The organism is Bradyrhizobium sp. Cp5.3, assembly GCF_000426265.1.
Lineage (GTDB): Bacteria > Pseudomonadota > Alphaproteobacteria > Rhizobiales > Xanthobacteraceae > Bradyrhizobium > Bradyrhizobium neotropicale.
Window position 1 is genome coordinate 72,398 of sequence record NZ_KE384515.1, and the last position, 22,094, is coordinate 94,491.

The window sequence follows — 22,094 nt, forward strand, 5'->3', positions numbered from 1 at the left end:
CGTGTGGTCCTTGCTGCAAGGGCTATTTTCCCGGCGCTGGGAATGAAAGAAACCGCTGCAGTACAAGGGTTTTTGTAATATCGCCGGAGACGGACCGGGTGACCCGGAAAACCGCTAGGCCCCAATAGGCCCTATTTCACGTCCCTCCCGCGATTTTGGTGACAACAACTCGGCTCAGAATGCATTTTAGGGACGATAACTCGGTTCCGAATGCATTTTGGCGACAACAACTCTCCCGTTCAACTTTTCTGAAGGTGGCGAACAGCGCAAACTGAAAGCGCTTGAAACGTTCGGGAATGAAACGGGTCGCACCATGACCGCACACTCCACCGCCACCGCCGTCGCCGCCTTGAACATCGCCGAGCTGGAGAAGGCGGGTCTCCGGAAGATGCTGAGCGAAGCAGAGCTTTTGCGCATCATCCCCGTCAGCCCCACAACGTTGTGGCGGATGTGGAAGAAGGACCGGTTTCCGCGTCCGACCTACATTTCCCCGAACAAGCGGGTTTGGTACCTCGACGAAGTCATCAAATGGCAGGCCGAGGTTAACGGACGCGGACGCGGACGAAGGTCGAGAGAACAGCCGGCGCTGGGAACGAGCCGCGAGCACGAAGCAGACAGCATCGCATAATGAGTCGGCCCCGGAGAGCGAATCCGGGGCCGTTTGTTTTTCCGATCCGGGCGAGGGATCGGGGCGAACATCACCCCCGCATCATAAGCCCGGACCATCCCAACGCAAGAGGGAGGTACGGCGATGCACGACATCACTACGGCGAATGAGGTCGCACCATGACCTCCTTCTTCGTCGTCCCTCCACGTCGTCCGCCGAAGCCGATCAAGCTCTACAAGCTCGTCAACGGCCTGATCTGGCGCGTGCATTGCGTCGTCGCCGTCGCGCTCGCGGTGGAAGGACCGCCGACCCTCGTCACCGATTGCGCGATGAAGGGACTGGTCGATGCGTTGCGTGACGCCGCCAACCGGCTTGAGAGGCAGATGGAGCAGCACAGCGCCGAGCGCCGCGCCGAGAAGAAGTGAGCACAGCCATGGACGCCGCGAACATCACCGTCGCCGATCTGAAGCCGAACCTGGAGCAGATCAGCGCGCACCTCTACGCGCTGTTCGCACCGGAATTTGTCGCGGCATATCCCGACGCGTGGATCGAAATCGCATACATGCTGCCGGCCAGCGGTGAGCTGAACCAAGCGCAAAACTTCTCGGCCTTCGACTTGAAGGGGGCCGCCGAGTTTGCCGCCGCCAAGAATGAAGCGGGCTATAACGTCTACGTCGGCGCTGCCCTGCGCCATGGTAAGGAGCCGAGATCGGGGCGCGCGAACAGCGGTCACTTCCTCGCCGCGAGATTTGCATGGATAGAGTTTGACCAGCTCCGCGACTATGAGCGCATCGCTATGACCTGCAGCCACGAGTCGGTATTTCCGGCGATGACGGTGATCACCGGCACCACGCCGCATCGGCGCGCCCATCTTTATTTCCTGAACGCCAAGCCGATCACCGATGCCGCCGAGCTGGTCGAGGTCAACACGGCGCTGCGCGACAGGTTCGGCAGCGACGATGTGCAGGATGCCGCCCGCGTGCTGCGGTTGGCCGGGACGACCAACTATCCGAAGCCGGACAAGATTGCGAAGGGATACGCCACCGAACTGGTGACACTGCGCGTGCAGCGGGATGCGCCTAGCTACTCGGTGGAAGCATTGCGTGCACTGTCATCGGCGAAGCCGCCAGCTAATCCGTTCACCGCCTACGCCGAGGCGCACGCGACCACAACAGGCAAGAGCGATGACGAGCTGCTTGCGCTGCTGAAGGCAACCCGAGTCCCGCATTGCTGGCACAACAGCATACGCGATGCGATTGCGTCGATGGTTGGCAAAGGCTGGTCCGAACTGGCGATCAAGTTGGCTTGTTCGCTCTATGCCGAAGGAGGTATCGATGATCCTGACGTGCAGAAGCTGATCGATAGCGCGGTCGCAAAGTACGGCGAGGCTAATAATGGTGACAATGTAACCATTAAGGCTGCCGAACCTCCAACACCTCCACAAAGATTTCTCACCCTCGACCAATGGCGACAGCGCGATCTCCCGCCGCGCGATCTCTTGATGGGCGAAGTGTTCTCGACCACCAGCCGCGCGCTGCTGTTCGCAAAAACAGGATTGGGGAAGACGAACTTCGCGCTCGCCATGGCGATGCGCATGTCGGCGGGGATGTCGTTCCTGCACTGGCAAGGACATCGCAAGTGCCGGGCGCTGTACATCGACGGTGAGATGTCGCGGTCGCTGCTGAAAGAGCGACTGGCAGCGGAGGAAGAACGCATGCTCGGCGAAGTCAGCGAGCGCGTGCGCGATCAATTCCGACCCGATGGGTTTCGCGTGCTGAACACCGAGGACATCGAAGGATTCCAGCCGCTCAATACACGGCAGGGACAAGCCGCCATCGACGGCATCATCGCCGAGATCGGCGGCATCGACTTCATTGTCCTCGACAACATCATGTCACTGATTCCCGGACCGCAGCGCGACGAAGAGCCGTGGCAGAAGACGATGCGATGGGTTCACGCTCTCACCAAGCGCCGCATCGGACAGATGTGGGTCCATCACGCCAACGACGACGACAAGGTCTACGGCGACAAGACGCGCATGTGGGAGATGGATGCCGTGATCGCGCTCACCGAGGTGAAGCGCGACGACACCGACATCTCCTTCAACCTGTCGTTTGACAAGGCGCGCGAGCGCAAGCCGGATAACCGCGCCGACTTTGACGATACCTACGTCTTCCTCCTCGACGACCGGTGGTGTTCCGACAAGGCAAGGGCCGGTCCGTCCAAACCGCCGTCACCTTTGGCGACGAAGTATCTCGAAGCCCTCACCAATGTGGTCGCCAGCGGCGGCGGTGACAGGATGAAGCGGCTTCACGGTCTGGTGGCCGTCCACAATGACGACTGGAAGGCCGAATGCGAACTGCTCGGACTGCTTGACCCCAAGGGGCCGGCAAACATCCAGCGGGCCAAGTTTTACAAGTACCGGACGGAACTAGTCGCGGCCAACCTGGTGGCCTGCGAAGGGGAATTTACATGGCTCAGGACCAGCACCCAAAGATCATAAGCTGCGCTGCAGCACAACCTCTATGACATCGGTTGCTCACCCCCCTGAGCAACCGTCGAGCAACCATCGAAAGAGCAACCATGAGCAACCGTCGAGCAACCATCGAAAAACGGCGAGCAACCGATGAGCAACCATCGAGCAACCATCGCCCGAGGACCGAGAGCAACCAGAGCAACCGTCCCCCTAAGGGGACGGTGCATGGTTGCTCGTCCCACCAGGGGCAAGAACGGTTGCTAGAAGGGATCGTTGAAATGCCCCGCCGACCGCCACGCAATCCACCGCCGCCGGGCGACCGAAAGGCGTCCTACCGGCGGCGGCTGAAGGCAGGCAGGATGTGCGAGACGGTGGTGCTCGGCGTCGAGCACATCGATCTGCTGGTTCACACCAAGAACCTTCCGCCGGGCCGGGATGTGTACACGCGACCAGAGATCAGGCAGGCGCTGCAGCGCATGCTTGACGACGCGGCTGCCGCCGATGCCGCCGAGCATCGTTGACGGGGACGCGTACCCATCGGCCGTTCTCAAGTCATGGCATCCTGCGCCGATCAGGAGGTCCGTCATGAACGCCGAACGCACAGCCCGAGATCAATTCCGGCCAGCGCCAATTCCGTTGCGGCCTGACTTCAATCACGCCCGCGAGGCCTCGCTGCGCTCCATCACCCGCGCCGCTATTCATCTGGCGCGCCATGCCAGCGACAGGAATCGACCGCCGCTCGGCGACGACCACATCGGCGGTCTGGTCCTGCGCAGCGCCACCGCACCGCTCAAGCTGTCCGATGCGCAAGGCTTGGCGCAAGTCGCGCAGCATTTCGTCGCATCGCTGCAACCGACATCAGCCTCGGCCCAAGTGTTGGCGAAGTCGTTGAGCGTTTCGCTGGATCAGGCCGCGCAAGTGTCGGTCCCCGGAATTACGCTGCCGCTCGCGGCATGGCTCGCCGAAGCTGGGCCGATCCCCGTGCAAGCTGGCACCACATCGACCGGCGCGGTGATCGACCCACACAAGCTCGGAATGATCTTGACGCTGACCGGCGAAATGTATCGCTCGTCAAACGCCGAAGCGGTGTTTCGGCAAAACATGATCGAGTCGGCTGGTCCGACACTCGATAGCGTTTTCTTTTCGACCGCTGCTGGCGTCCCCGGTCAACAACCGGCCGGGATTCTCAACGGCATTGCGTCGCTGACGCCGACACCGTCGGGTCAGAACGCGATGGCTGAAGACCTTGGCAACATCGCCACGGCCTTGGCACCCGTAAGCGGCTCAGGCCAACCGATCATCGTCGCATCGCCAGCGCAAGCCATGGTGCTCAACGTCGTGGCTGTGAATCCCGGTACGGTCTATTCGTGCGCGTCACTGCCGGCAAAAACCGTTGTCGGCCTTGTGCCCGAGGCCGTCGTTTCCGCAATCGAAAGCCCGCGCATCGAGCTTGCCGCATCCGGCACGCTGCACATGGCCGCACCCGCGAACGACATCGTCACGGGCCCGAGTCCCGGCGTCGTCGCCGCGCCGACACGGGAGCTTTTTCAGACCGACACCGTCGCACTGCGACTCGTGTGGCCGGTGACATGGTCGCGTCGAAGCAACAGCGCTGTTTGCTGGATTCAAAATTGTAATTGGTGAGATGAAGCCATGCCTTCAGCCGAAGAGATCGAGCGCTCCCGCCGCGAGAGCCTAGACGCGATCAGGCGCGTCGATCGGATGCGGTCCCATTCGCCGACAGAGTCGGTCGAGACCGTCGCCGCATTCGAGCCGCGCATCGAGCGCACCGAGACCACCAACCAAAGGCATGCTCGCGAGATCACCGAGCAGGAAGAGAAGTTTGCGCAGGAGCGCCGAGAGAGAGAGCAGCAGCAAGAGCGCACCCAACGGGAGCAACAGCTTCAAGATGAGATCGACGGCCTGATCGCGCAGAGCACCGTGATTGAGCAACTGCTGCACGATGGCCTCCACGCCAGCTCGCAGTTCGCCGACGCCGTCGAGCGCGAGCTGCGGGAATTGCGGTTGCAGGTGACCGAGTCCGAGACGAGGTCGGCGCAATTGGAAGCCGAGGTCGCCAAGCTGAAGCTCCAGATCATCGAGGTCGGCGCTGGTAAGGCGATCGATCTGCCAGCGTTGCCGACACGGATGCAATGACGACGCGCGATGGCAGTAGCAAGAGAAAATCGGACGTTAACGGCCGATTTGACTTTGAGGGGCTGGGGGGAGCTTCGGTTTTAGGGAAGTTCTCTAAAATTCCAGCGCGACGGCACTGAAATTTACGTCCAAATATTCGGTTTTGGGTAAAGCGCCCGATCAGCAGTAGCATCAGCCCATGGCAGCCGAAAAACCCATCCCTCTCGTCACCTATCGGCCGGGAATCACACCGGAACCGCCGCCGCAACTGGATGTCATCGCCTCCGAGCTGTGGCGCAGCATTCTCGCCGAGTGGGACGTGCCCGACCGGGCCGGCCGCGCCCTCTTGGAGCAGGCTTGCGCGGCCTACGGCATGGCGGAGCGCCTGCGCCGGCAGATCGCCGTTGATGGCGACATGATCGAGACCGGCAACGGGGTCGGGATGAAGCTCAACCCGATGATCATGGCCGAGATCGCCGCGCGAGGCCTGTGCGCGCGATTGCTCCGCCGGCTTGGTGTTCTAGACACCGAACCTAAACGAGGCCCCGGCAGGCCTCCCAAGCCCGGCGGCTGGTGATGGCGCAGAGACGCACGATCACCGTCACCGATGAGATGGTCATTCTGTTCAAGCGCGGCCTTGAACTGCAGGCCGCCGGCCATGACGACGTTGACGACAATAGCCCCGAGGCCGACGAGTTCGCGCGAATCGACAAGGAGCTAAACTGGCAGTTGCTAAAACTGCCGGCGCACATGGTCAGCGTACTCGATCCCTTGCTGGATGGCTCGATGCCGAAATACATGCCGTGCCTTGCCGCCGGTCGCGACTGGGGCTCGTCGGTGCAATGGCGACGGGCACTGCAGGCCGCGCTGGATGCACGACGGAAATGACCGCACCTTTCTGGTGATTGACCGAGTTACCGTCCGCGAATTAGAGAAACGACGGAACGATTCACGCGCGCAGGAATCTTTTCATTTTATGATGGACAACTCGCGTAACCCGCACTTGGAAGGGGCCATACAGACGCTAGTCTGGGCAATTGAAGAGATCGTGAAGACCGGCAACAAAGAAGCCGAGCACCACGCGCGCTTGGCATTGAAGCACCTCCAGCCGCCGAACGACCAAGCATCCTCACGCGAACGTCGCTGACTGACGTTATGCAATGTGGCGTGAGCTGGGCATGCTGCCGGTGCACCGCGATCACGATGAGGGCATACTGGATGCGATCTGGCGCGGCGAGCGCTGAACAGAAAAAGGCCCTTGGGGTTGCCAAGGGCCTGTACTCTTGGTGGGGCAGCAGCAAAGCCCCTCGTAATTGATGAATTAGGCTAGAAGCCACGGATCCTGTGGCATCGTGACGATTGTGCCGTCGAGTAGCGTGACGGTGTTGTCTTGGTGGACCGAGATATTCGGGATGCTGGTAACTCCGTCTGTCAGGACGGTATCGACATTGAAACCACCATTAAGGTGAAGAACTTGAGCACCACCTCCAAAAGTCTGTGCTGCAAGATCCGCAAGCTGCCCCGTTGGACCGCTAATGCTGGGCGAAACATTGATAAAAGCAATTTCGTCCAACCCCGGCTGGAAACCCTGGATATGGTCGACGATCCCGACGTTTGGATCGAAGGTGCCATTCGCTACCATTGCAGCGATATCGAACACGAAAACATTGTGCTCTCCCGCTATGCCAGTATCGACGTTGCCGGTGGTCAATGGATTGTCCCAAACGAAATTCGTTTGAATAGGAAGAAGCCTGGTTGGGACATGTTCCTGTGCAGTGTGTGACATATGGTCAATAGCTGCTTGAGGTAGAGTAACATGATTATTAGCAGTCAATGTACCCTCCAAAGTATGAGGCGGTGGTAATTCACCGCCCCACAATGGTAAAGCGTATGGCACCGGATCACAACCGGGAGCCGCTCACTGCCGACGGTGAGAAGCAAGCCGACTAAAGAGACCTCTGGTTGAACTGTTTGCCTGGGATTACAACCATGAAAGAGGGGCGTCGGACTTGACCGAGGGCACCCCGGTTGTTGTTAGCAGCAGTAGGTCGTGCAACTGGAATCGCCGCCGCCCCGACTGGCGTCGCCACAGCAGCGCGCCCCGTGGATCGTCGAAGCCCGCACCAACCCCCGCGACCGGTGTTTCGAACACGCTGATCGTCCGTCACATCCTGCGAATAAGGCTTTTGATCCAGATCATGGAGTTTTCGATAGCCCAGTTGGTCTGGTGATCGGTGAGGCTGGGCATGGGCGCGGCACCGGGACCGTGTCCGAAAGGATTGCGGACCTTCGTAAAGAAGTACTTCAGCGCCTCCATCTCCCAGACCTCGATGAGTTTAGCGCCCATCAGGTTATCGATGTAGTTGTGAGCGCCTTTCTCCTTGCCCGTGGTCAGCAGCTTTTCGTCCGAGATGATCTTGATGGCGCTCTCCAACGAGCGCGCTGCATAGAAGGCCGGATCGCGCCCGCCCGTATCACGCAGATCGATCGCCTCCTTCATGTCGTGATCCACGTTGTGCCACTTCGGCTCCGCCACCAGCTTCCAAAACGGCGTCTCGATCTCTTGCGCGACCGTTTGATCCTCAGAGATTTGGATAAAGCCGTTGTGGTAGTGCAACTGGCACTGCGCTCGCCGAAAACGGGCATTTAGTTCGTTCACTGCCTCTTGAAACTTAGCGTTCAAACTGGCGTTTGCCGCTCGTACCCCATCGGCAGCGTTGCCGGGGACCCGAATGCCTTTGCGTTCGCCTCGCTTGTCAAACAATTCGGCTTCCGCGATTTTTTCCGGAAGTTTGGCGTTCAGTCCGGCCACGTAATTCTCGCGCTGACGGAAGCCGATTTCGACTAGGCTGAGACGCTCTTTGATAAAGCGGTCAGCCGGTATCTTGCCGTCGAACGGCGTAAGCATCCACGTCTCACACATCTTCGCCGTGGTGTTTTGACCGCTCATCCAGTACTTTTGCGGGGTGTAGAAGCCCCAGTGCTGTGGAGATAGTTCCTGCAAGCCAAGCTCTCTCGCAAGCAAGTCATGTATTCGCGTCCAAAACTCCTTCCCGCCCTTATGCTCATTGCCATCCACATAGTAGGGACAAATGTCATTCAGGAGTTGGAAGCCTTGCACGAGAAGGCGGCGCGGCTCCTCGTAGAACGTCTCCCACATTCGGGGCTGCGCGTAACGGAAAGCGAAAATATCAGTCAGCATTGGTAGTCCGCCCCGGCCTCCTTGCGAATCGGGAGAGCTTACGGTGGCACAATGCAAGGTAGTAGTGCGAGGATTGGAGCGTTTGTCCCGATTATTCACAGGGCCGTGCATGCACGAGCGGCAAGAGGGAACGGTTCTGACGCGCCGTTGTCCACGTCCCGCCGGGATGCTACCAACTTCCAATGGCCGAAGGTGATCCCATCCGCATCATCCCCCACCGCGGCGTAGACGACGACTGCAGAAGCCTTGAGGTGTGGTTCGCGGATGGTCGGAAGTCGGTCCGGTTCTATTGGGACAACCTCGTCTCGCGGCGGTTGAACCCCAGCACCCTCACGCGACAAGACGCCATCGAGAAAGCCACGGCGCTGGCGAAGGCCGAGATGGACAAGCTGGACAACCCCGAGTGAACAGCCGCACGCGGTTCAGGCCTTCGGAGGATTGACCGGCTTATTAGTTAGTTGCAGTTTCCCTACCTCTGGATGGTGTCCTAATATGGATTGGTTGTCTGCGAGTGTGTCCACTGCCATCGTGGTCTTTGTTTTGCGTGAGTTGTTTGAACTCATGCGACGACGAGCAGCGACCGGCCGACAAATCGAAGCGTATAAGATCATTCTAAGGCGCGAATGCGAACTGAACGCATGGGCCGTTACAAGGCTTCGAGAAACCCTTGAGGCCATGAAGTCTAACCCGGGTCACTTCAAAGTATTCAAGACAGAGTTTGATCTACGATTTGAATTTGAGAGCGAAGGTGGGAGGAATAGCTGGCCCATTCCGAGCGTATACTTGGACGATATAAAGGGTTCAATGTTGGCCGTTGCTGCTTTGCAAAGCGACATCTTCGAGCGCCTCGAACGCTGTTACGAGGCGTGTCTAGACCTAGTGAACCTACGGCAACACACTGTCGAATATCTTTTTGGGCAAGCCGACGGCTACGATGTTGAAGCACTTCACGACTATGGATCACGAGAACTGAAGGATATTCATACGGCATTAGATCGATTGTATCGGGCCTGCACTAACGGCGAAGAGCTCGGGGCAGGCATTCCTTACTGATAATCGCCGCGACGCTTGCCCGGAGCGAGTGTCAAAATGAAGACCCGGTCAGCGATGTGCTGACCGGGTTGCTCAATTTGCAATATGGTGGGTTTAGGCCTGATCAGGCCGCGAACCGCAGGTCAGGCCGTTCGACGGCCTCTACAGTAGGCTCACCGATAATCCGCCGCAGCTCCAATGCGACCCCATCCAGCACCGCGCGCTTCTCCTTCATCCGCTTGGAGTGGTTGTAGACCTTGCCGGTGACGGTCGGCACGATGACGTCGCCTTTCTTGGTCACGGCATGGTCGAGGCACTTGGCGATGACGGTATCATCGAAGCCGAGATCGCCGGCTAAGGTGGCCGCCGTCCTGCGCAGGTCGTGCGGCGTGAACGGGCGCAAGCCGAGCAATTGGCAGATGCCGGGCGTCCGCACCACGCCCTTGCGCTTGTCGCCGCGCAGCGCGTCCGCCATGGCCTTGCGATGCAACGGCTGATCGCCGAGCGGCGAGGCGAAGACGAATTGCTTGTTCGATCCCCGCAGCGCTTCCTCGATGATCTCGACCGCGAGATCAGACAGCGGCTGCTGGATGACCCGCCGCTTCTTGACCCGCTTCAGCGGCACGTCAAAGCGCGCAGTTCTGCCGTCGAGGTCGAACAGCTCGTCCCGGTGCGCGCCGAGTAGCTCGCGCGACCGCAACATGCTCACAAGCTCGAACTTCAGCGCCAGCCGGGTCCGGCGGTCCCATGACGCCATCAATTCGTGGCGGTCGAGGCCGTGCCAGAGTATCCTGATCTCGTCCTCGGTGAGCACGCGGGTGCGCGGGTGCTCCGGGTCGAGCTTCGGCAGGTTGATGCAGGGCGAGGCCGTGACATAGTCGCGGCCGGCCTCGGCCGCCCAGTTGAACAGGCCGGAGGTCGCCTTACGCATGTGCCGGGCGTTGCTGACCGAGGGGCGGCCGAACAGGCCCTTGGTGATGTCGTTCGAGAGCGTCGCGATGTCGTGCTTGGTGACCTCGCTGGCGAGCTTCTTGCCGAGCCGGGGCCGCAGGAAGCGGTTGAGCTGGCGCGCCGTCTCCTCCCATGCCTCCAGCCGGGGCCGCATCTCGCCGTCCGGCTTCCGGACTGGCGTCTTCATCCAGTCGATTCGCTCCTCGATGATTTCGGCGACGGTCTTGCCGCGCTTGGCCTTGTCAGCCTTGTGCTCGCGGAAGGTCTCGGCTAGCGCGGTGCCGCCCATGCCCTTGAGGCCGTAGACCTTGCTGCGGGCGTCCTCAACCTTGAAGGTCTCCGGATTGTAGACGCCGAGCCACGCGGTGCGCTGCTTGCCGGTCTGCCGGTCGGTGAACTTGAAGGAGAAGGTCGCGACGCCGGCCGTGGTGATGCTGATGTAGAGGCCGGGGCATTTGCGGTCGTAGAGTTTGGTTCGCTCCTCGACCCGCTTGAGGCAATGCCGGTCGGTGAGAATCGCGCTGTTGCGCTTGCGCCGGCCCTTGGCAACGGGCTCGACGGTCGTGATAGTGTTGCTCATGGTTTCAGCTCCAAGGTTGGGACCATGGGCCCGGCTCCGGCCTTTCAGTCTGTCGTGCGGACGATGAGAGGCTTAGGGCCGGGCCCCAGATTTGGCGAAGCGCGCGCTGAAGCCGATCAAGAGGTTAGATGAAGACCCCTTATTTTAAAGGGTTTTCTTTATTTCAGCGGCTTTCACCGCCCATCAAAATATAGACGTGTGGTCCTGGCCGTCGTTGCTACGGTCAAGCCTTTCGCGGAGGTGCAAGCGAGCCCGACCGGGCGGACTGCATCGTCAATTCGCGAGGCGAGGGAGGCCAGAAGGAACTCGGCTCCCGGGAGAGCACGGCATAAGCCGTCAATCCACTGCGCAGGGAAGGCCGCGTGTTGGGCTTCACCTGTATGCCGCTGTGCAGTTTCTGATTGCGCTACATGCGCACAGCGGACCGTGGGTGCCAGCCGGCACCCGGTCTTCCCTGCGCCCTCTTGATTGAAGGGGGTGGAGAGCAAAGCTCGGGCGAAATCAGCCGCGAGAATGCGAAGGTGTGTCTGCGATTTCGAATGTAAGCCGAAGACCGACGATGCCGGACCTTGCTCCGTCATTGCGAGGAGCCCTTGCGACGAAGCAATCCAGAGCCCCTCCGCGGGCGCATTTCTGAATTGCTTCGCTGAGCTCGCAATGACGAGTGTGTGGAGACAATGTGCACAATGTCTCACTAACGTCGTCCTGGTCGAAAGCCAGGGGACCCATTACCCCAGGGCGTAGTTTGGCGAAGACTCGTCGTTCGGTACCCCACCGTCCGGAATCGATAGATTCCGCGTTATGGGTCCTGGCCTTCGCCAGGAGGACATCGGAGGCATAGCCATTCGTTAAGGCTGTCTCACCGGTGATGCGAGCGCATCATCTCGCGAAATTTTCCGTAAAATCTGTTCGTGCTATTCGCCCGGAAATTGCGCGTCCGGCGCATCAGTCCGCAGCCTGTCGCGTCACCCCTGGCTGGCGACGCGGGCGCGATCGAGATGTTCCTCGATCTTCGGGCGGTCGCGGGTGCGCTCGAAGCTGGTGCAGAGGAGTTCGGTCTCCTCGAGCGAGATGGGCGCGCGATACAGCCGGCACATGAACTCAGCGCTCGCGCGTGTCTTGCCCGTCGCGGGACCGCGCTCGGCGAGAAACATGCAGTCGCGGCAGATGCTGGCGTTGAGCCGCTGATGCGTCGCATCGAGGTGATTGAGGATCTTCGTCAGCGAGTCGCGCAGCCTCATGCACTCCTCGGTGCCGAGCGCGGCGACCGCGTTCATGACGTGATTGATCGGATCATGCTGGCTCAGGCACTTCTCGCCCTGCGCGGTGACGTGGAGCACGACGGAACGCTTGTCCTCATGCGAGGGCTTTCGCACCAGGAAGGATTTGCTCTCGAGCGTCTTCACGATTTGCGATGCGGTCGCGCGCGTAGCACCGATGAGACCGGCGAGCGCCGACGGCGTGCGCGAGAAGCGGTTGGCGCGCCCGAGGAAACGCAGCGCCATCCATTCGCGGTCGCGCAATCCATGCTGATTGCCTTCGAAATACCAGGCCCTCGCCGCTTGAACCAGCAGCTCGACCGCTTCGCGTGCCAATGGCATGGATCTACCTCGCCCCGGGAATCTCGCCTGCGGCGCCCCGAAGCCGCTTTCCACCATCGCGCACGAATCCTTCGCGAGAAGCTGGATAGCCGGCAACATCCGGTGAGCACATCGTGCCCGGCTCCCGCTCAAAGACATGCATCGCTACGAAGCTGGTCCGGCCTGCTGCGCGCCGCGGAATCCGGCACGAGAAGCTGCGTCGCTGATGGCATGCCAATCGCGACGTCGTCGAACGGGGACCCGAGTTGCCGTCACTACCGGACGATGGATCGGAATTGCTCAACCGAAGCCCCTGAGTTCAAGTCACAAGCAACGTTTCTTATATTCCGCCGAAACGATGAATGAGCTTCTCAACAAAATCAAGTAGAGACGCTCTTGGAGTGGATGTCGTTGCAAACGTTGATGACGTTCAACTCTATCTCGCTACGGAGAACACATGATGGTGAACGATATTCTCTATGTATGAAGCGAGATGCTGTGAACTATACGACAGTTTGATTGCACGCATATTGTTGGCCCCTGCTGACGCAAGTTGATCAGAGCTTGTGCATGACGAAGATGTACGCCGCTCCGTCATCCACAACTTGCGCAATCGGGTTGCAGAATCGGCGAGGGAATATGTACGAATTACACGCGGCGGTTGTTCGCATTCTGCGAGAGGGGGCGGATTGTCGGTGGTGTCCCCCGTAATGCAATCAACCGAACGGATGAGGCTATTGGCGACGGAAGCCCTGCGTATTTTTGCGGGCGCATTCCGCACTGGCCCAGCCACGGCCCCAGCGATCGCGCTGAAGCGCCTATGGCTTCGCCGCGCGGCGGAATAGGCGGCTAGTCGCCCTTGAGCATGTCCCGCAGCTCGCGGAATGGATCGGCGCTTGGTGGAGCCGACGTGTCTTGCCGCATTGCGCTGTAGATCCGCGGGACCATATCGACCGCCTGATCGAGGCCCGAATCACGCCCGGACTGGTACCCCCCCATCAGGCGGAGGTCGCGCGTGTCCTCGTATTTGGCGATCATGGTGCGCAGCTTGCTGACGAGCTCACGCTCCTCCGGATCCCAGACGTTATGGGCGAGGCGGGAGACGGAGGCCAGCACGTCCACGGCCGGATAGCGCGCCTGGTCGGCAATGTGACGGCTAAGCACAATGTGCCCATCGAGCGTGCTGCGGATGGTATCGGCGATCGGCTCGTTGTGATCGTCGCCGTCGACCAGGACGGAAAAAATGCCGGTGATACTGCCGGATCCCTCCTCACCCGGGCCTGCCCGTTCCAACAGGCGCGGCAGATCGGTGAAGACCGTCGGCGCGTAGCCGCGGGCGACCGCGGGCTCGCCGGCGGCGAGTGCGACCTCGCGGGCGGCGTGCGCGAATCGGGTGATCGAATCGACCACGAGCAGGACAGATTCGCCCCGGTCGCGAAAATATTCGGCGACCGCCATCGCCGTCTTCGGCGCCAGCCGCCGCATCATCGGGCTTTCATCTCCCGTCGATACAATGGTGATGGCGCGCGCGCGGTCATTGCCCAGCACGTCCTCGATGAATTCGCGCACCTCGCGGCCGCGCTCGCCGACGAGCGCCAGCACGACGGTGTCGAATCCCTGGCTGCGGGCGAGCATCGCGAGCAGCGTCGATTTGCCGACGCCGGAGCCGGCGAAGATGCCGACGCGCTGGCCGGCGCAGATCGGCGCAAAGAGGTCGATGACCCGCACGCCGGTGCGCAAGGGTTTGTGGACGCGGGCCCGCTTCATCGCCGGCGGCGCCTCGGCCTCCGCCGACACCGCCCGCGATCCAGGGGTGAGTGGCCCCTGTCCGTCGAGCGGTGCGCCGAGCGCGTTGATGACGCGGCCCTTCCAGCTCGGATCGGGCGCGAAGGACAATGGCGGCATCCGGTATGCGATCGAGCCGAGGCCGCCGGAGAACTGCCGGTCGAACGGTTTTGCGATGATGCCGTCGCTGTCGATCCGCACCACCTCGCCGATCTGGGGCTTGCCTGCCGAATTGACGCCGATCAGCTCGCCGAGCCTGACGAACCGCGACAGGCCGGAGACGCGGAAATGCGTCGGGGCGATCTCGGAGATCGCGCCACTGACGCTTGCAAGGGGGGTGCTCTGCTGAAGCTCCAGCAGCGCCCACTCAAGTTGCCGGAGAGCGTTCAAGGAAATTGTCCACCGTCATCGCGCGCGAGGCGCAGTCTACTTGCCGGGCTCGCCCAGCGTCCGGATTGCGTTCTGGAGCGAGCTCTCGGTGCCCTCGATCATCGAATTGGTGCTGTCGAAGGCGCGCGAGGCCGACATCAGCTTCGTCAATTCGAGCATCGGATTGGCACCGGAGCCCTCGACATAGCCTTGCTTGAAGCCGTCCCGGGTGAAATCGGAGATCGCGGTCGCCGGACGATCGGGGACGACGCCCGAATTGCCGTAGCGGTCGAGACTGGCGTCGGCAGGGATGTTGAACAGGCCGATGGTGCCGATCTCGTTGTTGTCCTGGGTGATCGCGCCGCTGCGCGAGATCGAGACCGGTCCGCCGTTCGGATCGAGCGTGAGCTGCGCACCGCCCGCATCGATGATGGGAAAGCCGCTCACCGTCTGAAGGTCGCCATTGGGGGCGATCTGGAGCCGGCCGTCGCGCGTATAGACCGTACCGTTGGGGCCGGCGAAGGCGAGCCAGCCCTGTCCGACGACCGCGACGTCGAGCGGGTTGCCGCTCTCGGTGATATTGCCGGCCTCGCGCGAGATGATGTTGTCGCCGGGCGAGGAGAAGGCGACGGGATTGGCGCCCGCCTTCGACAGCACCGTCTCGAATTTCACCACGTCGGTGCGGAACGCCGCCGTGTTGACGTTGGCGACGTTGTTGGCGATCGTCTGCAGGCGCTTTTCGAGGGCGACCTGCGCCGACAATCCCACATAGAGAGCCGATTGCATGACTTACTTCCCGAACCGGATGGACTGAAGCTTCGAGAGCATGTCGGTGTCCATGCTGGCACTCGTCGACGCGCCGCCGATCAGGACCAGCGCGGGATTGGTCGAGTTGTCGCTCTGGGCCTGGCTCGCATCCCACATTGCGGCAAAGCGCTGCACGAACTTGCTCACCTTGGTCGGGTCCTGGAAGTCGGTGATGTTGATCTTGCTCGTGATCATCTTGGCCTGGGCGTCGATGTCGGCCGAGCTGACGGTCGCCGACAGGCCGAGCGCCGTCTGCACGACCTGCGTCAGCGCCTTGTCCGCGAGGATCTGGTAGGCGTTGGTGATCGTGGAGGCCTTGCGCGTGAAATAGAGCGCCAGCCGCAGGCCCTCGTTCTGGTCGCCGGCGTTCTGCTCCATCGTCTGCGTGACATATTGGGTCGCCGTGCCGGTCGTGGCTTGGGTGGTCTGGGTCGCTTGGGCGCCGAGGGCGGCGAAATTGAACGCGGCGGCGAATTCCCGGTAGCGGGAGTCGGAGAGCTTGTTGGCGAAGGCGTCCTTGGTCGCGATCCCCTCGGTCAGAACCTTCCGCATGAATGCCTTGGCGTAGGTCATGTCGCTAAGGCCATAGGCTTTCATCGCGTAGGAATAGAGCCGATAGTCCTTCAGGAAGTCGTCGATGGTCTTCACCTTGCCGATGTTGGCGAGGAAATAATCGGTCTCGCGACTGACATCCGGCTGCTTCGCGACCAGCGTCAGCGACTTGCCCATGTCCTTGGTTATTCTCGTGTAGTCCGCGATTGTGGACAGCATGGCACACCTCCGGCCGCGATTGCGACATGGTCCCAAGCTGCCGCGGATTGCTTGCGCGGGGCTGGCGAGGGGGAAGCCAGCTTCGCGCAAGCGTCGGCGCATAGATGTTGCCGATGGGATCGGCGATGGAGCGGCGTGTTGGGCAGTTTCGTGGGGATTTTCATCACGGTTGCGGCGCTGCTCGGCGGATTTGCCGCCATGGGCGGGCATCTGGCCGTGCTGATGCAGCCGTGGGAGTTCGTGATCATCATGGGCACCGCGGTCGGCACCTTCATCGTGGCCAATCCTTGGAAGGTGGTCGCAGACACCGGGCTTGCGTGCATGCAGGCCATCACCGGCGCGGTGCCCAGTGAACGCTATTATCTCGATCTGCTCGGTGCTCTGCATGCCCTGATGCGCGAGCTGCGCGGCAAGGGCCGCAACGAGGTGGAAGCCCATATCGACGACCCCTCGTCCTCGGAGATCTTCAAGGCGTTCCCGAGCGTGCTCGGCGACCCGTCGCTGCTTCAGTTCATCTGCGACTATGTGCGCCTCATCATCATGGGAAACGCGCGAACGCACGAGATCGAGGCGCTGATGGACGAGGAGATTCACACCATCGTGAAGAGCAAGCTGGCGCCCTACCATTCGCTGGTGACGGTGTCCGAGGCGCTGCCGGCGCTCGGCATCGTTGCCGCGGTGCTCGGCGTCATCAAGGCGATGGGCGCGCTCGACCAGTCGCCGAAGCTGCTCGGCGGCTTCATCGGCGCGGCCCTGGTCGGCACCTTCGCCGGCATCTTCCTGTCTTACGGCATCATTTCGCCCTTCGCGATCAAGATCAAGATGACGCGCGAGAAGCGCTGCCGGCCCTACATCATCGTCAAGCAGACGCTGCTCGCCTTCATGAACGGCGCCATGCCGCAGATCGCGGTCGAGCACGGCCGCAAGATGATCTCGAGCAACGAGCGTCCGTCGATCGACGTCGTCGAAAACGAGACGATTGCGGGTCCCAAGGCGGTCGTGACCGAGGCTGAACCGAAGGCCGCGCGCGCATGACGATGGAAGACCTCGACGTCGATCAACGGAAGCAGCTGCCAAACTATCTGCTGGACGCCGCCGGCATCTCGATCGAGCGGATGCCGATGCTCAATGTGATCTTCGATCGCATGGCGGCATCGTGCACCGACAGCCTCCAGCCGATGGCGGGAACGCCCTGCTACTTCTCGGTCAATGGCATCACCAATGATCGCGTCGGTGACATCATCAAGGATTACGAAGCCAACGCGGTCGCCGCCGTGCTCTATGCCGAGCAGTGGGACTCCCGCGTCATCATCATGCTCGACCGCGACTTCGTGTTCACGATGGTCGAGGCGATGTTCGGCTCCGACGGCGCCGAGCCGCCGATCGACGTCGAGCGCTCGTTCTCGAACATCGAGCTCCGCCTGGTGCAGGCGCTGTTCGAACGTTTTGCCAAGTCGCTGCAATCTGCCTTCGCCGGCACCTCCGAAGTCACGTTCCGCCTGGAGCGGGTCGAGACCGCCATGGCGTCGCTGGCGATCGGGCGCAGCGGCAACATGTCGATCTGTGCGAACATCATGCTGCAGGCACTCTACCGCGGCGGCCAGATGTTCCTGATCATTCCGCACTCGGCGCTCAATCCACTGCGCCAGAAGCTCGCTCACGTCGTCGTCAGCGACGGCCGCGCGGCCGATCCGCACTGGCGCGAGCAGATGGAGAGCGAGGTCCACCGAACCGAGGTGACGCTGAGCGCGGTGCTCGACGAGAAGATGCTCTCGCTCGGCGACGTCGTGAAGTTCCATGTCGGGCAGGTGCTCGAACTCGAGGCCACGCCGCGCACGCTGGCCCGACTTGAGAGTAACAACCAGGTGCTGTTCTGGTGCCAGATCGGCCAGCTTGATGGCTACTACGCCATGCAGGTGGCAGATCCCGTCGATCAGAAACGGGAGTTCGTCGATGATATCCTATCTCGTTGATGTCGTGCTGCTGATCGCGCTCGCTTTCACCAGCATGCGGGTGACCAGGATGCACCGCGAGCTGGCGCGGCTGCGCAGCTATCAGGGTGAATTCTCCACGATCGTCCATGAAACGGCTGGCGCCTTCGATACGGTAATTACCGCGGCGCACGATTCCACGGCCAATCTCGGGCGACTCGCCAATGTTTTGAGCGCGAAGATTGATCAGGCGCACGACGCGATCGCGGCACTCGACGCACGGCGCGGGTTCATGCCCGCAGCGGCCACGGGGTGCGACAAGGACAAGCATTGAGGCGGGGGCCTGTCAGGCGCGGATGACCGGAACGTCAGCCGGCGTCGGCGCGAGGGCAGGGGAATGATTCCGGAGCCGCGCTTCGGAAGGGGTTATCAAGAGGCGATACAAGATGGCGCAACCTTTCGACTACGAGTCCAATCGAGCACCGGCGTCCGAAGGACATGCCGACACCTCTTCGCTGGAGAGGCTGGCGGAGATCGCCGCGCGCACGGCCGAAGAGACCGGCAAGTTCGCCAATGTCGACGCGATCCTGCGCATTCCCGTCACCATGCAGGTGGTGCTGGGCTCCGCGACCATTCCGGTGGCGAACCTGATGAAGCTCGGCCGCGGCGCCGTGGTGCCGCTGGATCATCGGGTCGGCGAGCCCGTCGATGTCGTGGTCAACGGTCGCATCGTCGCGCGTGGCGAGGTGGTCGTGGTCGAAGAGGACAATTCCCGTTTCGGCGTTTCGCTGACGGAGATCGTTGGACCGCTGGGGCAGGGTGATACCTGACCATGGCGGCACAGGTCGGCATCGCTCCCATCAAGCAGCGAGGCGTTGCCACGCTGGGCGGGACGCAAAAGGTTGCGGCGCTCCTGCTTGCCATGGGCCGGCAGGCCGCCGCCAGCGTGCTGCAGCAGTTCGAGCCGCAGGAGATCCGCATCGTCACCAAGGCAGCGGCGGAACTGCGGCCGATTACGGCGCAGGAGCTGGAGGGGATCGTCGAGGAGTTCGCCCAGCAGTTTTCGATGGGCGCCAACATCCTCGGAACGCTCGGTGGCCTCGAGGCGGTGCTCGGCGACGTCCTTCCGGCGGAGCAGGTCTCGCAGATCATGTCGGACCTGCTCGGCAATTCGAGCGGCTCGGTCTGGGACCGCGTGTCCTCGGTGTCGGAAAACTCGCTCGCGAGCTATTTGACCAAGGAGCATCCGCAGACCGCCGCGATGATCCTGTCCAAGGTCAAGCCGGCCTGCGCGGCGAAGGTGATGAGCCAGCTTCCCTCGAGCCTGCGCAACGAGCTGATGCGGCGCGTGCTCAGTCTCAAGCCGATCGTCGACGATGCGATGCGCATCATCGAGAAGACGCTGCATGAGGATCTGACGCTGAACTTCGCCCGGAATCTCGGCGCCGACACCTATGCCCGCGTCGCCGACATCATCAACAAGATGGAGCGCGGCCATATCGAGGACATGCTGAAGAGCCTGTCGGAGAAGCGGCCGAAGTCGGCGGAAGTGCTGAAGGAGCTGTTGTTCACCTTCGACGACGTCGTGAACCTGACGCCGAAGGCGCGCACCATGATCTTCGACCAGGTGCCGACCGATCGCATCGTCGTCGCCCTGAAGGGAACCGACAAGGGTTTCCGCGAGCTGATCCTGTCCTCGGTCGCCTCACGCGTCCGTCGCGTCGTCGAGCACGAACTCGCCATCGGCGAGCCGTCGAACCAGCGCGACGTGCTGGAGGCGCGCCGCGTCATCACCGATCTCGCACTCGACCTCGCGGAGAAGGGCGAAATCGAGCTCAACCCCGAGCAGGAGGATGAGCTGGTCTTCCGCTGACCGCTGAACAGGCATGGCAGAAACATCCGACCAGGAGAGCAAGACAGAAGAGCCGACCGAGAAGAAAGTCCGTGATGCGCTCGAACAGGGCAAGATCCCGGTCTCTCGGGAGGCGTCCATCTTCGCCTCCATGGCGGCGCTGATGGTGATCCAGGCATTCCTGATCGGCCAGGGCGTGCAGCAACTGACGCCGACCCTCAAGAGCTTCCTCGACGATCCCGACGGCTTCCCCCTCAGCACCGCGGCGGACGCGCAAAATCTCCTCACTGTGGTAGGCCTGCAGGCGATGCGCTTCCTGATTCCGCTGGTGGTCATCCTCGCCGTGTTCGGGCTTGCGGCATCGTTGCTGCAGAACGCGCCGCGTCTGGTGCTTGAGCGCATCCAGCCGGATTTCTCGCGCATCTCTCCCGCCTCCGGTTGGAGCCGGATATTCGGAACCCAGGGACTCGTGGAGTTCGCAAAATCGCTGTTCAAGCTCGTTTCGGTGAGCCTCGTCGTCGGCTTCGTGCTGCGTTCCTCCGAAGCGAAGGCGTTCGAGGCGATGTACACCGATCCGGTGGCGCTGCCCGAGATGATCCTCACCATCGCGATGCGGATCGTCTCGGCGGTCTGCATCGCGACGATCGTGCTGGTCGCGATCGATCTCGCCTGGGCGCGCTTCCACTGGCGGCGCGAGCTGCGCATGACGCGGCAGGAGATCAAGGACGAGCACAAGCAGGCGGAAGGTGATCCGCTGGTCAAGGCCCGCCTGCGTTCGCTCGCACGCGACCGCTCGCGTCAGCGCATGATCGCGTCCGCATCGCGCGCGACGCTGGTGATCGCGAACCCGACGCATTTTGCAGTGGCGCTGCGCTACAAGCGCGATGAAAACCCGGCGCCGATCGTGTTGGCCAAGGGTATGGATGCGATCGCCCTGAAGATTCGCGCAGTCGCCGAAGAGAACAGGATCCCGGTGATCGAGAACAAGGCTCTTGCGCGTGCGCTTTACGATGCCGTGCAGGTCGACCAGGTGATCCCGCCCGAATTTTTCCGTCCCGTCGCAGAGATCATCTACTTCCTGCAGTCGAAGCAGTCGCCGCGCGCCGAAAAGGTTCAGTGAATTTTTGAGGACAGCGCCCCGCGCATCAGCCTGGGGAAAGCTTGCGATCCTAAGATTCTCCCGAATAGACCAGAATGGGACTATCGTGGGACCGCTTTATCTCTTCGAACTCGCATCATCGCAGGCGCGCTGGCTCGAGCTCCGTCAGTCGACGATCGCCACCAACGTCGCCAACGCCAATACGCCCGGCTTCAGGGCTCGCGACGTCGAGCCGTTCAACAAGGTGCTCGACGGAACCCCGGTGCGGCTCGCAATGACGTCGCCCTCGCACATGCAGCTTTCCGCAGCAGAGACCGACACGCGCGCGACCGCGAAGAAGGATAGCTGGGACGTGGTTCACTCCGGCAACTCCGTGAGCCTCGAGCAGGAGATGATCAAAGGCAGCGACGTCAATCGCGATTACTCGATGAACTCGGCAATCGTGCGGTCGTTTCACCGCATGCTGCTGTCGAGCGCGAAGGCCTGAGGTGAAGTGACATGCTGGACTCGCTGAGTGCATCTCTGACGGTCGCAAGCTCCGGGCTCGAAGCGCAGTCGACGCGCATGCGCATCGTCTCGGAAAACCTCGCGAACGCGACTTCGACGGGGCGCACCGCCGGGGCCGATCCGTATCAGCGCAAGACCATCACCTTCGATGCCGCGATGGATCGCGCCTCGGGCGCACAGCTTGCGAAGGTCAAGGAAATCGGGGTCGATACCACGCCGTATCGTGTGGAGTACGATCCGGGGCATCCCGCTGCCGACAAGGCCGGCTACGTCAAACTGCCCAACGTCAACATGATGATCGAGATGGCCGACATGCGCGAGGTCAATCGATCCTACGAGGCCAATCTCCAGGTCGTGAAGCAGGTGAGGTCGATGCTGGGCATGACCATCGATCTCCTGAGGAGCTGAC

At 61.7% G+C, this 22,094-nt stretch carries 26 protein-coding genes; 19 read left to right on the forward strand and 7 right to left on the reverse strand.

What is annotated here, in order from left to right:
- Positions 1-217 precede the first annotated feature (217 nt).
- The 9 genes from K289_RS47420 to K289_RS47425 all read left to right on the forward strand — a co-directional run bounded on the left by K289_RS47420 (position 218) and on the right by K289_RS47425 (position 6,366).
- Positions 218-628, forward strand: coding sequence for an AlpA family transcriptional regulator (locus tag K289_RS47420; protein WP_035688232.1), 411 nt, complete (start codon positions 218-220; stop codon positions 626-628).
- Between the two features lie 158 nt (positions 629-786).
- The gene (locus tag K289_RS0141240; RefSeq protein ID WP_027556613.1) at positions 787-1,032 is read left to right on the forward strand and encodes a hypothetical protein; all 246 of its coding nucleotides are present in this window, start codon (positions 787-789) and stop codon (positions 1,030-1,032) included.
- An 8-nt stretch (positions 1,033-1,040) separates the two neighbouring features.
- A complete protein-coding gene (locus K289_RS0141245; protein WP_027556614.1) occupies positions 1,041-3,110 on the forward strand; it encodes an AAA family ATPase in 2,070 nt (689 codons plus the stop codon).
- A gap of 251 nt (positions 3,111-3,361) precedes the next feature.
- Positions 3,362-3,604 (forward strand): hypothetical protein, encoded by a 243-nt coding sequence (locus K289_RS0141250; protein WP_027556615.1) that lies wholly within the window; start codon positions 3,362-3,364, stop codon positions 3,602-3,604.
- A gap of 64 nt (positions 3,605-3,668) precedes the next feature.
- Positions 3,669-4,727 carry a hypothetical protein gene (locus K289_RS0141255; protein ID WP_156918481.1) on the forward strand — a complete coding sequence of 353 codons (1,059 nt, stop codon included), beginning with the start codon at positions 3,669-3,671 and terminating at the stop codon, positions 4,725-4,727.
- Between the two features lie 9 nt (positions 4,728-4,736).
- On the forward strand, positions 4,737-5,240 hold the full coding sequence (locus K289_RS0141260) for a hypothetical protein (RefSeq protein WP_027556617.1): 504 nt from the start codon (positions 4,737-4,739) through the stop codon (positions 5,238-5,240).
- A gap of 178 nt (positions 5,241-5,418) precedes the next feature.
- Positions 5,419-5,796: a P27 family phage terminase small subunit gene (locus tag K289_RS0141265; RefSeq protein WP_027556618.1), complete on the forward strand. Its 378-nt coding sequence runs from the start codon at positions 5,419-5,421 to the stop codon at positions 5,794-5,796.
- A complete protein-coding gene (locus tag K289_RS0141270; RefSeq protein ID WP_027556619.1) occupies positions 5,796-6,107 on the forward strand; it encodes a hypothetical protein in 312 nt (103 codons plus the stop codon). The genes K289_RS0141265 and K289_RS0141270 overlap by 1 nt, the downstream gene beginning before the upstream one ends.
- Positions 6,091-6,366, forward strand: a complete 276-nt coding sequence (locus tag K289_RS47425) for a hypothetical protein (RefSeq protein WP_035688234.1) — start codon at positions 6,091-6,093, stop codon at positions 6,364-6,366. Before K289_RS0141270 ends, K289_RS47425 begins: the two co-directional genes overlap by 17 nt.
- Before the next feature lie 174 nt (positions 6,367-6,540).
- Here K289_RS47425 and K289_RS0141285 read toward each other — a convergent pair whose 3' ends face one another.
- Complete coding sequence (locus K289_RS0141285; RefSeq protein ID WP_156918482.1) at positions 6,541-7,053, reverse strand: hypothetical protein; 513 nt, start codon at positions 7,051-7,053, stop codon at positions 6,541-6,543.
- Positions 7,054-7,383: 330 nt separating this feature from the next.
- Entirely contained in the window at positions 7,384-8,421 is a 1,038-nt protein-coding gene (locus K289_RS0141290) for an AbiJ-NTD4 domain-containing protein (protein WP_027556621.1), read from the reverse strand.
- A 182-nt stretch (positions 8,422-8,603) separates the two neighbouring features.
- Between K289_RS0141290 and K289_RS0141295 the strand changes: the two genes are divergently transcribed.
- Together K289_RS0141295 and K289_RS0141300 are read left to right on the forward strand one after the other, a co-directional pair.
- On the forward strand, positions 8,604-8,828 hold the full coding sequence (locus K289_RS0141295) for a hypothetical protein (RefSeq protein WP_027556622.1): 225 nt from the start codon (positions 8,604-8,606) through the stop codon (positions 8,826-8,828).
- 106 nt (positions 8,829-8,934) lie between these two features.
- Entirely contained in the window at positions 8,935-9,474 is a 540-nt protein-coding gene (locus tag K289_RS0141300; RefSeq protein WP_156918483.1) for a hypothetical protein, read from the forward strand.
- A gap of 103 nt (positions 9,475-9,577) precedes the next feature.
- Here the strand turns inward: K289_RS0141300 and K289_RS0141305 are convergent, their stop codons facing one another.
- From K289_RS0141305 to K289_RS0141325, 5 genes are all read right to left on the reverse strand, one after another.
- Entirely contained in the window at positions 9,578-10,984 is a 1,407-nt protein-coding gene (locus K289_RS0141305; protein WP_027556624.1) for a site-specific integrase, read from the reverse strand.
- Between the two features lie 965 nt (positions 10,985-11,949).
- A complete protein-coding gene (locus tag K289_RS0141310) occupies positions 11,950-12,585 on the reverse strand; it encodes a MarR family winged helix-turn-helix transcriptional regulator (RefSeq protein WP_027556625.1) in 636 nt (211 codons plus the stop codon).
- Positions 12,586-13,413: 828 nt separating this feature from the next.
- Complete coding sequence (fliI, locus tag K289_RS0141315) at positions 13,414-14,739, reverse strand: flagellar protein export ATPase FliI (protein ID WP_027556626.1); 1,326 nt, start codon at positions 14,737-14,739, stop codon at positions 13,414-13,416.
- A 36-nt stretch (positions 14,740-14,775) separates the two neighbouring features.
- A complete protein-coding gene (gene flgF / locus K289_RS0141320; protein WP_027556627.1) occupies positions 14,776-15,504 on the reverse strand; it encodes a flagellar basal-body rod protein FlgF in 729 nt (242 codons plus the stop codon).
- Between the two features lie 3 nt (positions 15,505-15,507).
- A complete protein-coding gene (locus K289_RS0141325) occupies positions 15,508-16,296 on the reverse strand; it encodes a DUF1217 domain-containing protein (RefSeq protein ID WP_027556628.1) in 789 nt (262 codons plus the stop codon).
- A gap of 138 nt (positions 16,297-16,434) precedes the next feature.
- On the opposite strand from K289_RS0141325, the gene motA reads away from it, so the two are divergent.
- From motA to flgC, 8 genes are all read left to right on the forward strand, one after another.
- Positions 16,435-17,331 carry a flagellar motor stator protein MotA gene (gene motA, locus K289_RS0141330; RefSeq protein ID WP_027556629.1) on the forward strand — a complete coding sequence of 299 codons (897 nt, stop codon included), beginning with the start codon at positions 16,435-16,437 and terminating at the stop codon, positions 17,329-17,331.
- Positions 17,328-18,269 (forward strand): flagellar motor switch protein FliM, encoded by a 942-nt coding sequence (locus K289_RS0141335; protein ID WP_027556630.1) that lies wholly within the window; start codon positions 17,328-17,330, stop codon positions 18,267-18,269. Before motA ends, K289_RS0141335 begins: the two co-directional genes overlap by 4 nt.
- On the forward strand, positions 18,250-18,561 hold the full coding sequence (locus K289_RS0141340) for a hypothetical protein (protein ID WP_027556631.1): 312 nt from the start codon (positions 18,250-18,252) through the stop codon (positions 18,559-18,561). The genes K289_RS0141335 and K289_RS0141340 overlap by 20 nt, the downstream gene beginning before the upstream one ends.
- 112 nt (positions 18,562-18,673) lie before the next feature.
- Positions 18,674-19,057: a flagellar motor switch protein FliN gene (gene fliN / locus K289_RS0141345; protein ID WP_027556632.1), complete on the forward strand. Its 384-nt coding sequence runs from the start codon at positions 18,674-18,676 to the stop codon at positions 19,055-19,057.
- 2 nt (positions 19,058-19,059) lie between these two features.
- The gene (locus K289_RS0141350) at positions 19,060-20,100 is read left to right on the forward strand and encodes a flagellar motor switch protein FliG (RefSeq protein WP_027556633.1); all 1,041 of its coding nucleotides are present in this window, start codon (positions 19,060-19,062) and stop codon (positions 20,098-20,100) included.
- Positions 20,101-20,113: 13 nt separating this feature from the next.
- Complete coding sequence (gene flhB / locus K289_RS0141355; RefSeq protein WP_027556634.1) at positions 20,114-21,199, forward strand: flagellar biosynthesis protein FlhB; 1,086 nt, start codon at positions 20,114-20,116, stop codon at positions 21,197-21,199.
- A gap of 85 nt (positions 21,200-21,284) precedes the next feature.
- On the forward strand, positions 21,285-21,665 hold the full coding sequence (flgB, locus tag K289_RS0141360) for a flagellar basal body rod protein FlgB (RefSeq protein WP_027556635.1): 381 nt from the start codon (positions 21,285-21,287) through the stop codon (positions 21,663-21,665).
- An 11-nt stretch (positions 21,666-21,676) separates the two neighbouring features.
- Positions 21,677-22,093 carry a flagellar basal body rod protein FlgC gene (flgC, locus tag K289_RS0141365; protein ID WP_018641261.1) on the forward strand — a complete coding sequence of 139 codons (417 nt, stop codon included), beginning with the start codon at positions 21,677-21,679 and terminating at the stop codon, positions 22,091-22,093.
- The last annotated feature ends 1 nt before the right edge of the window (position 22,094 follow it).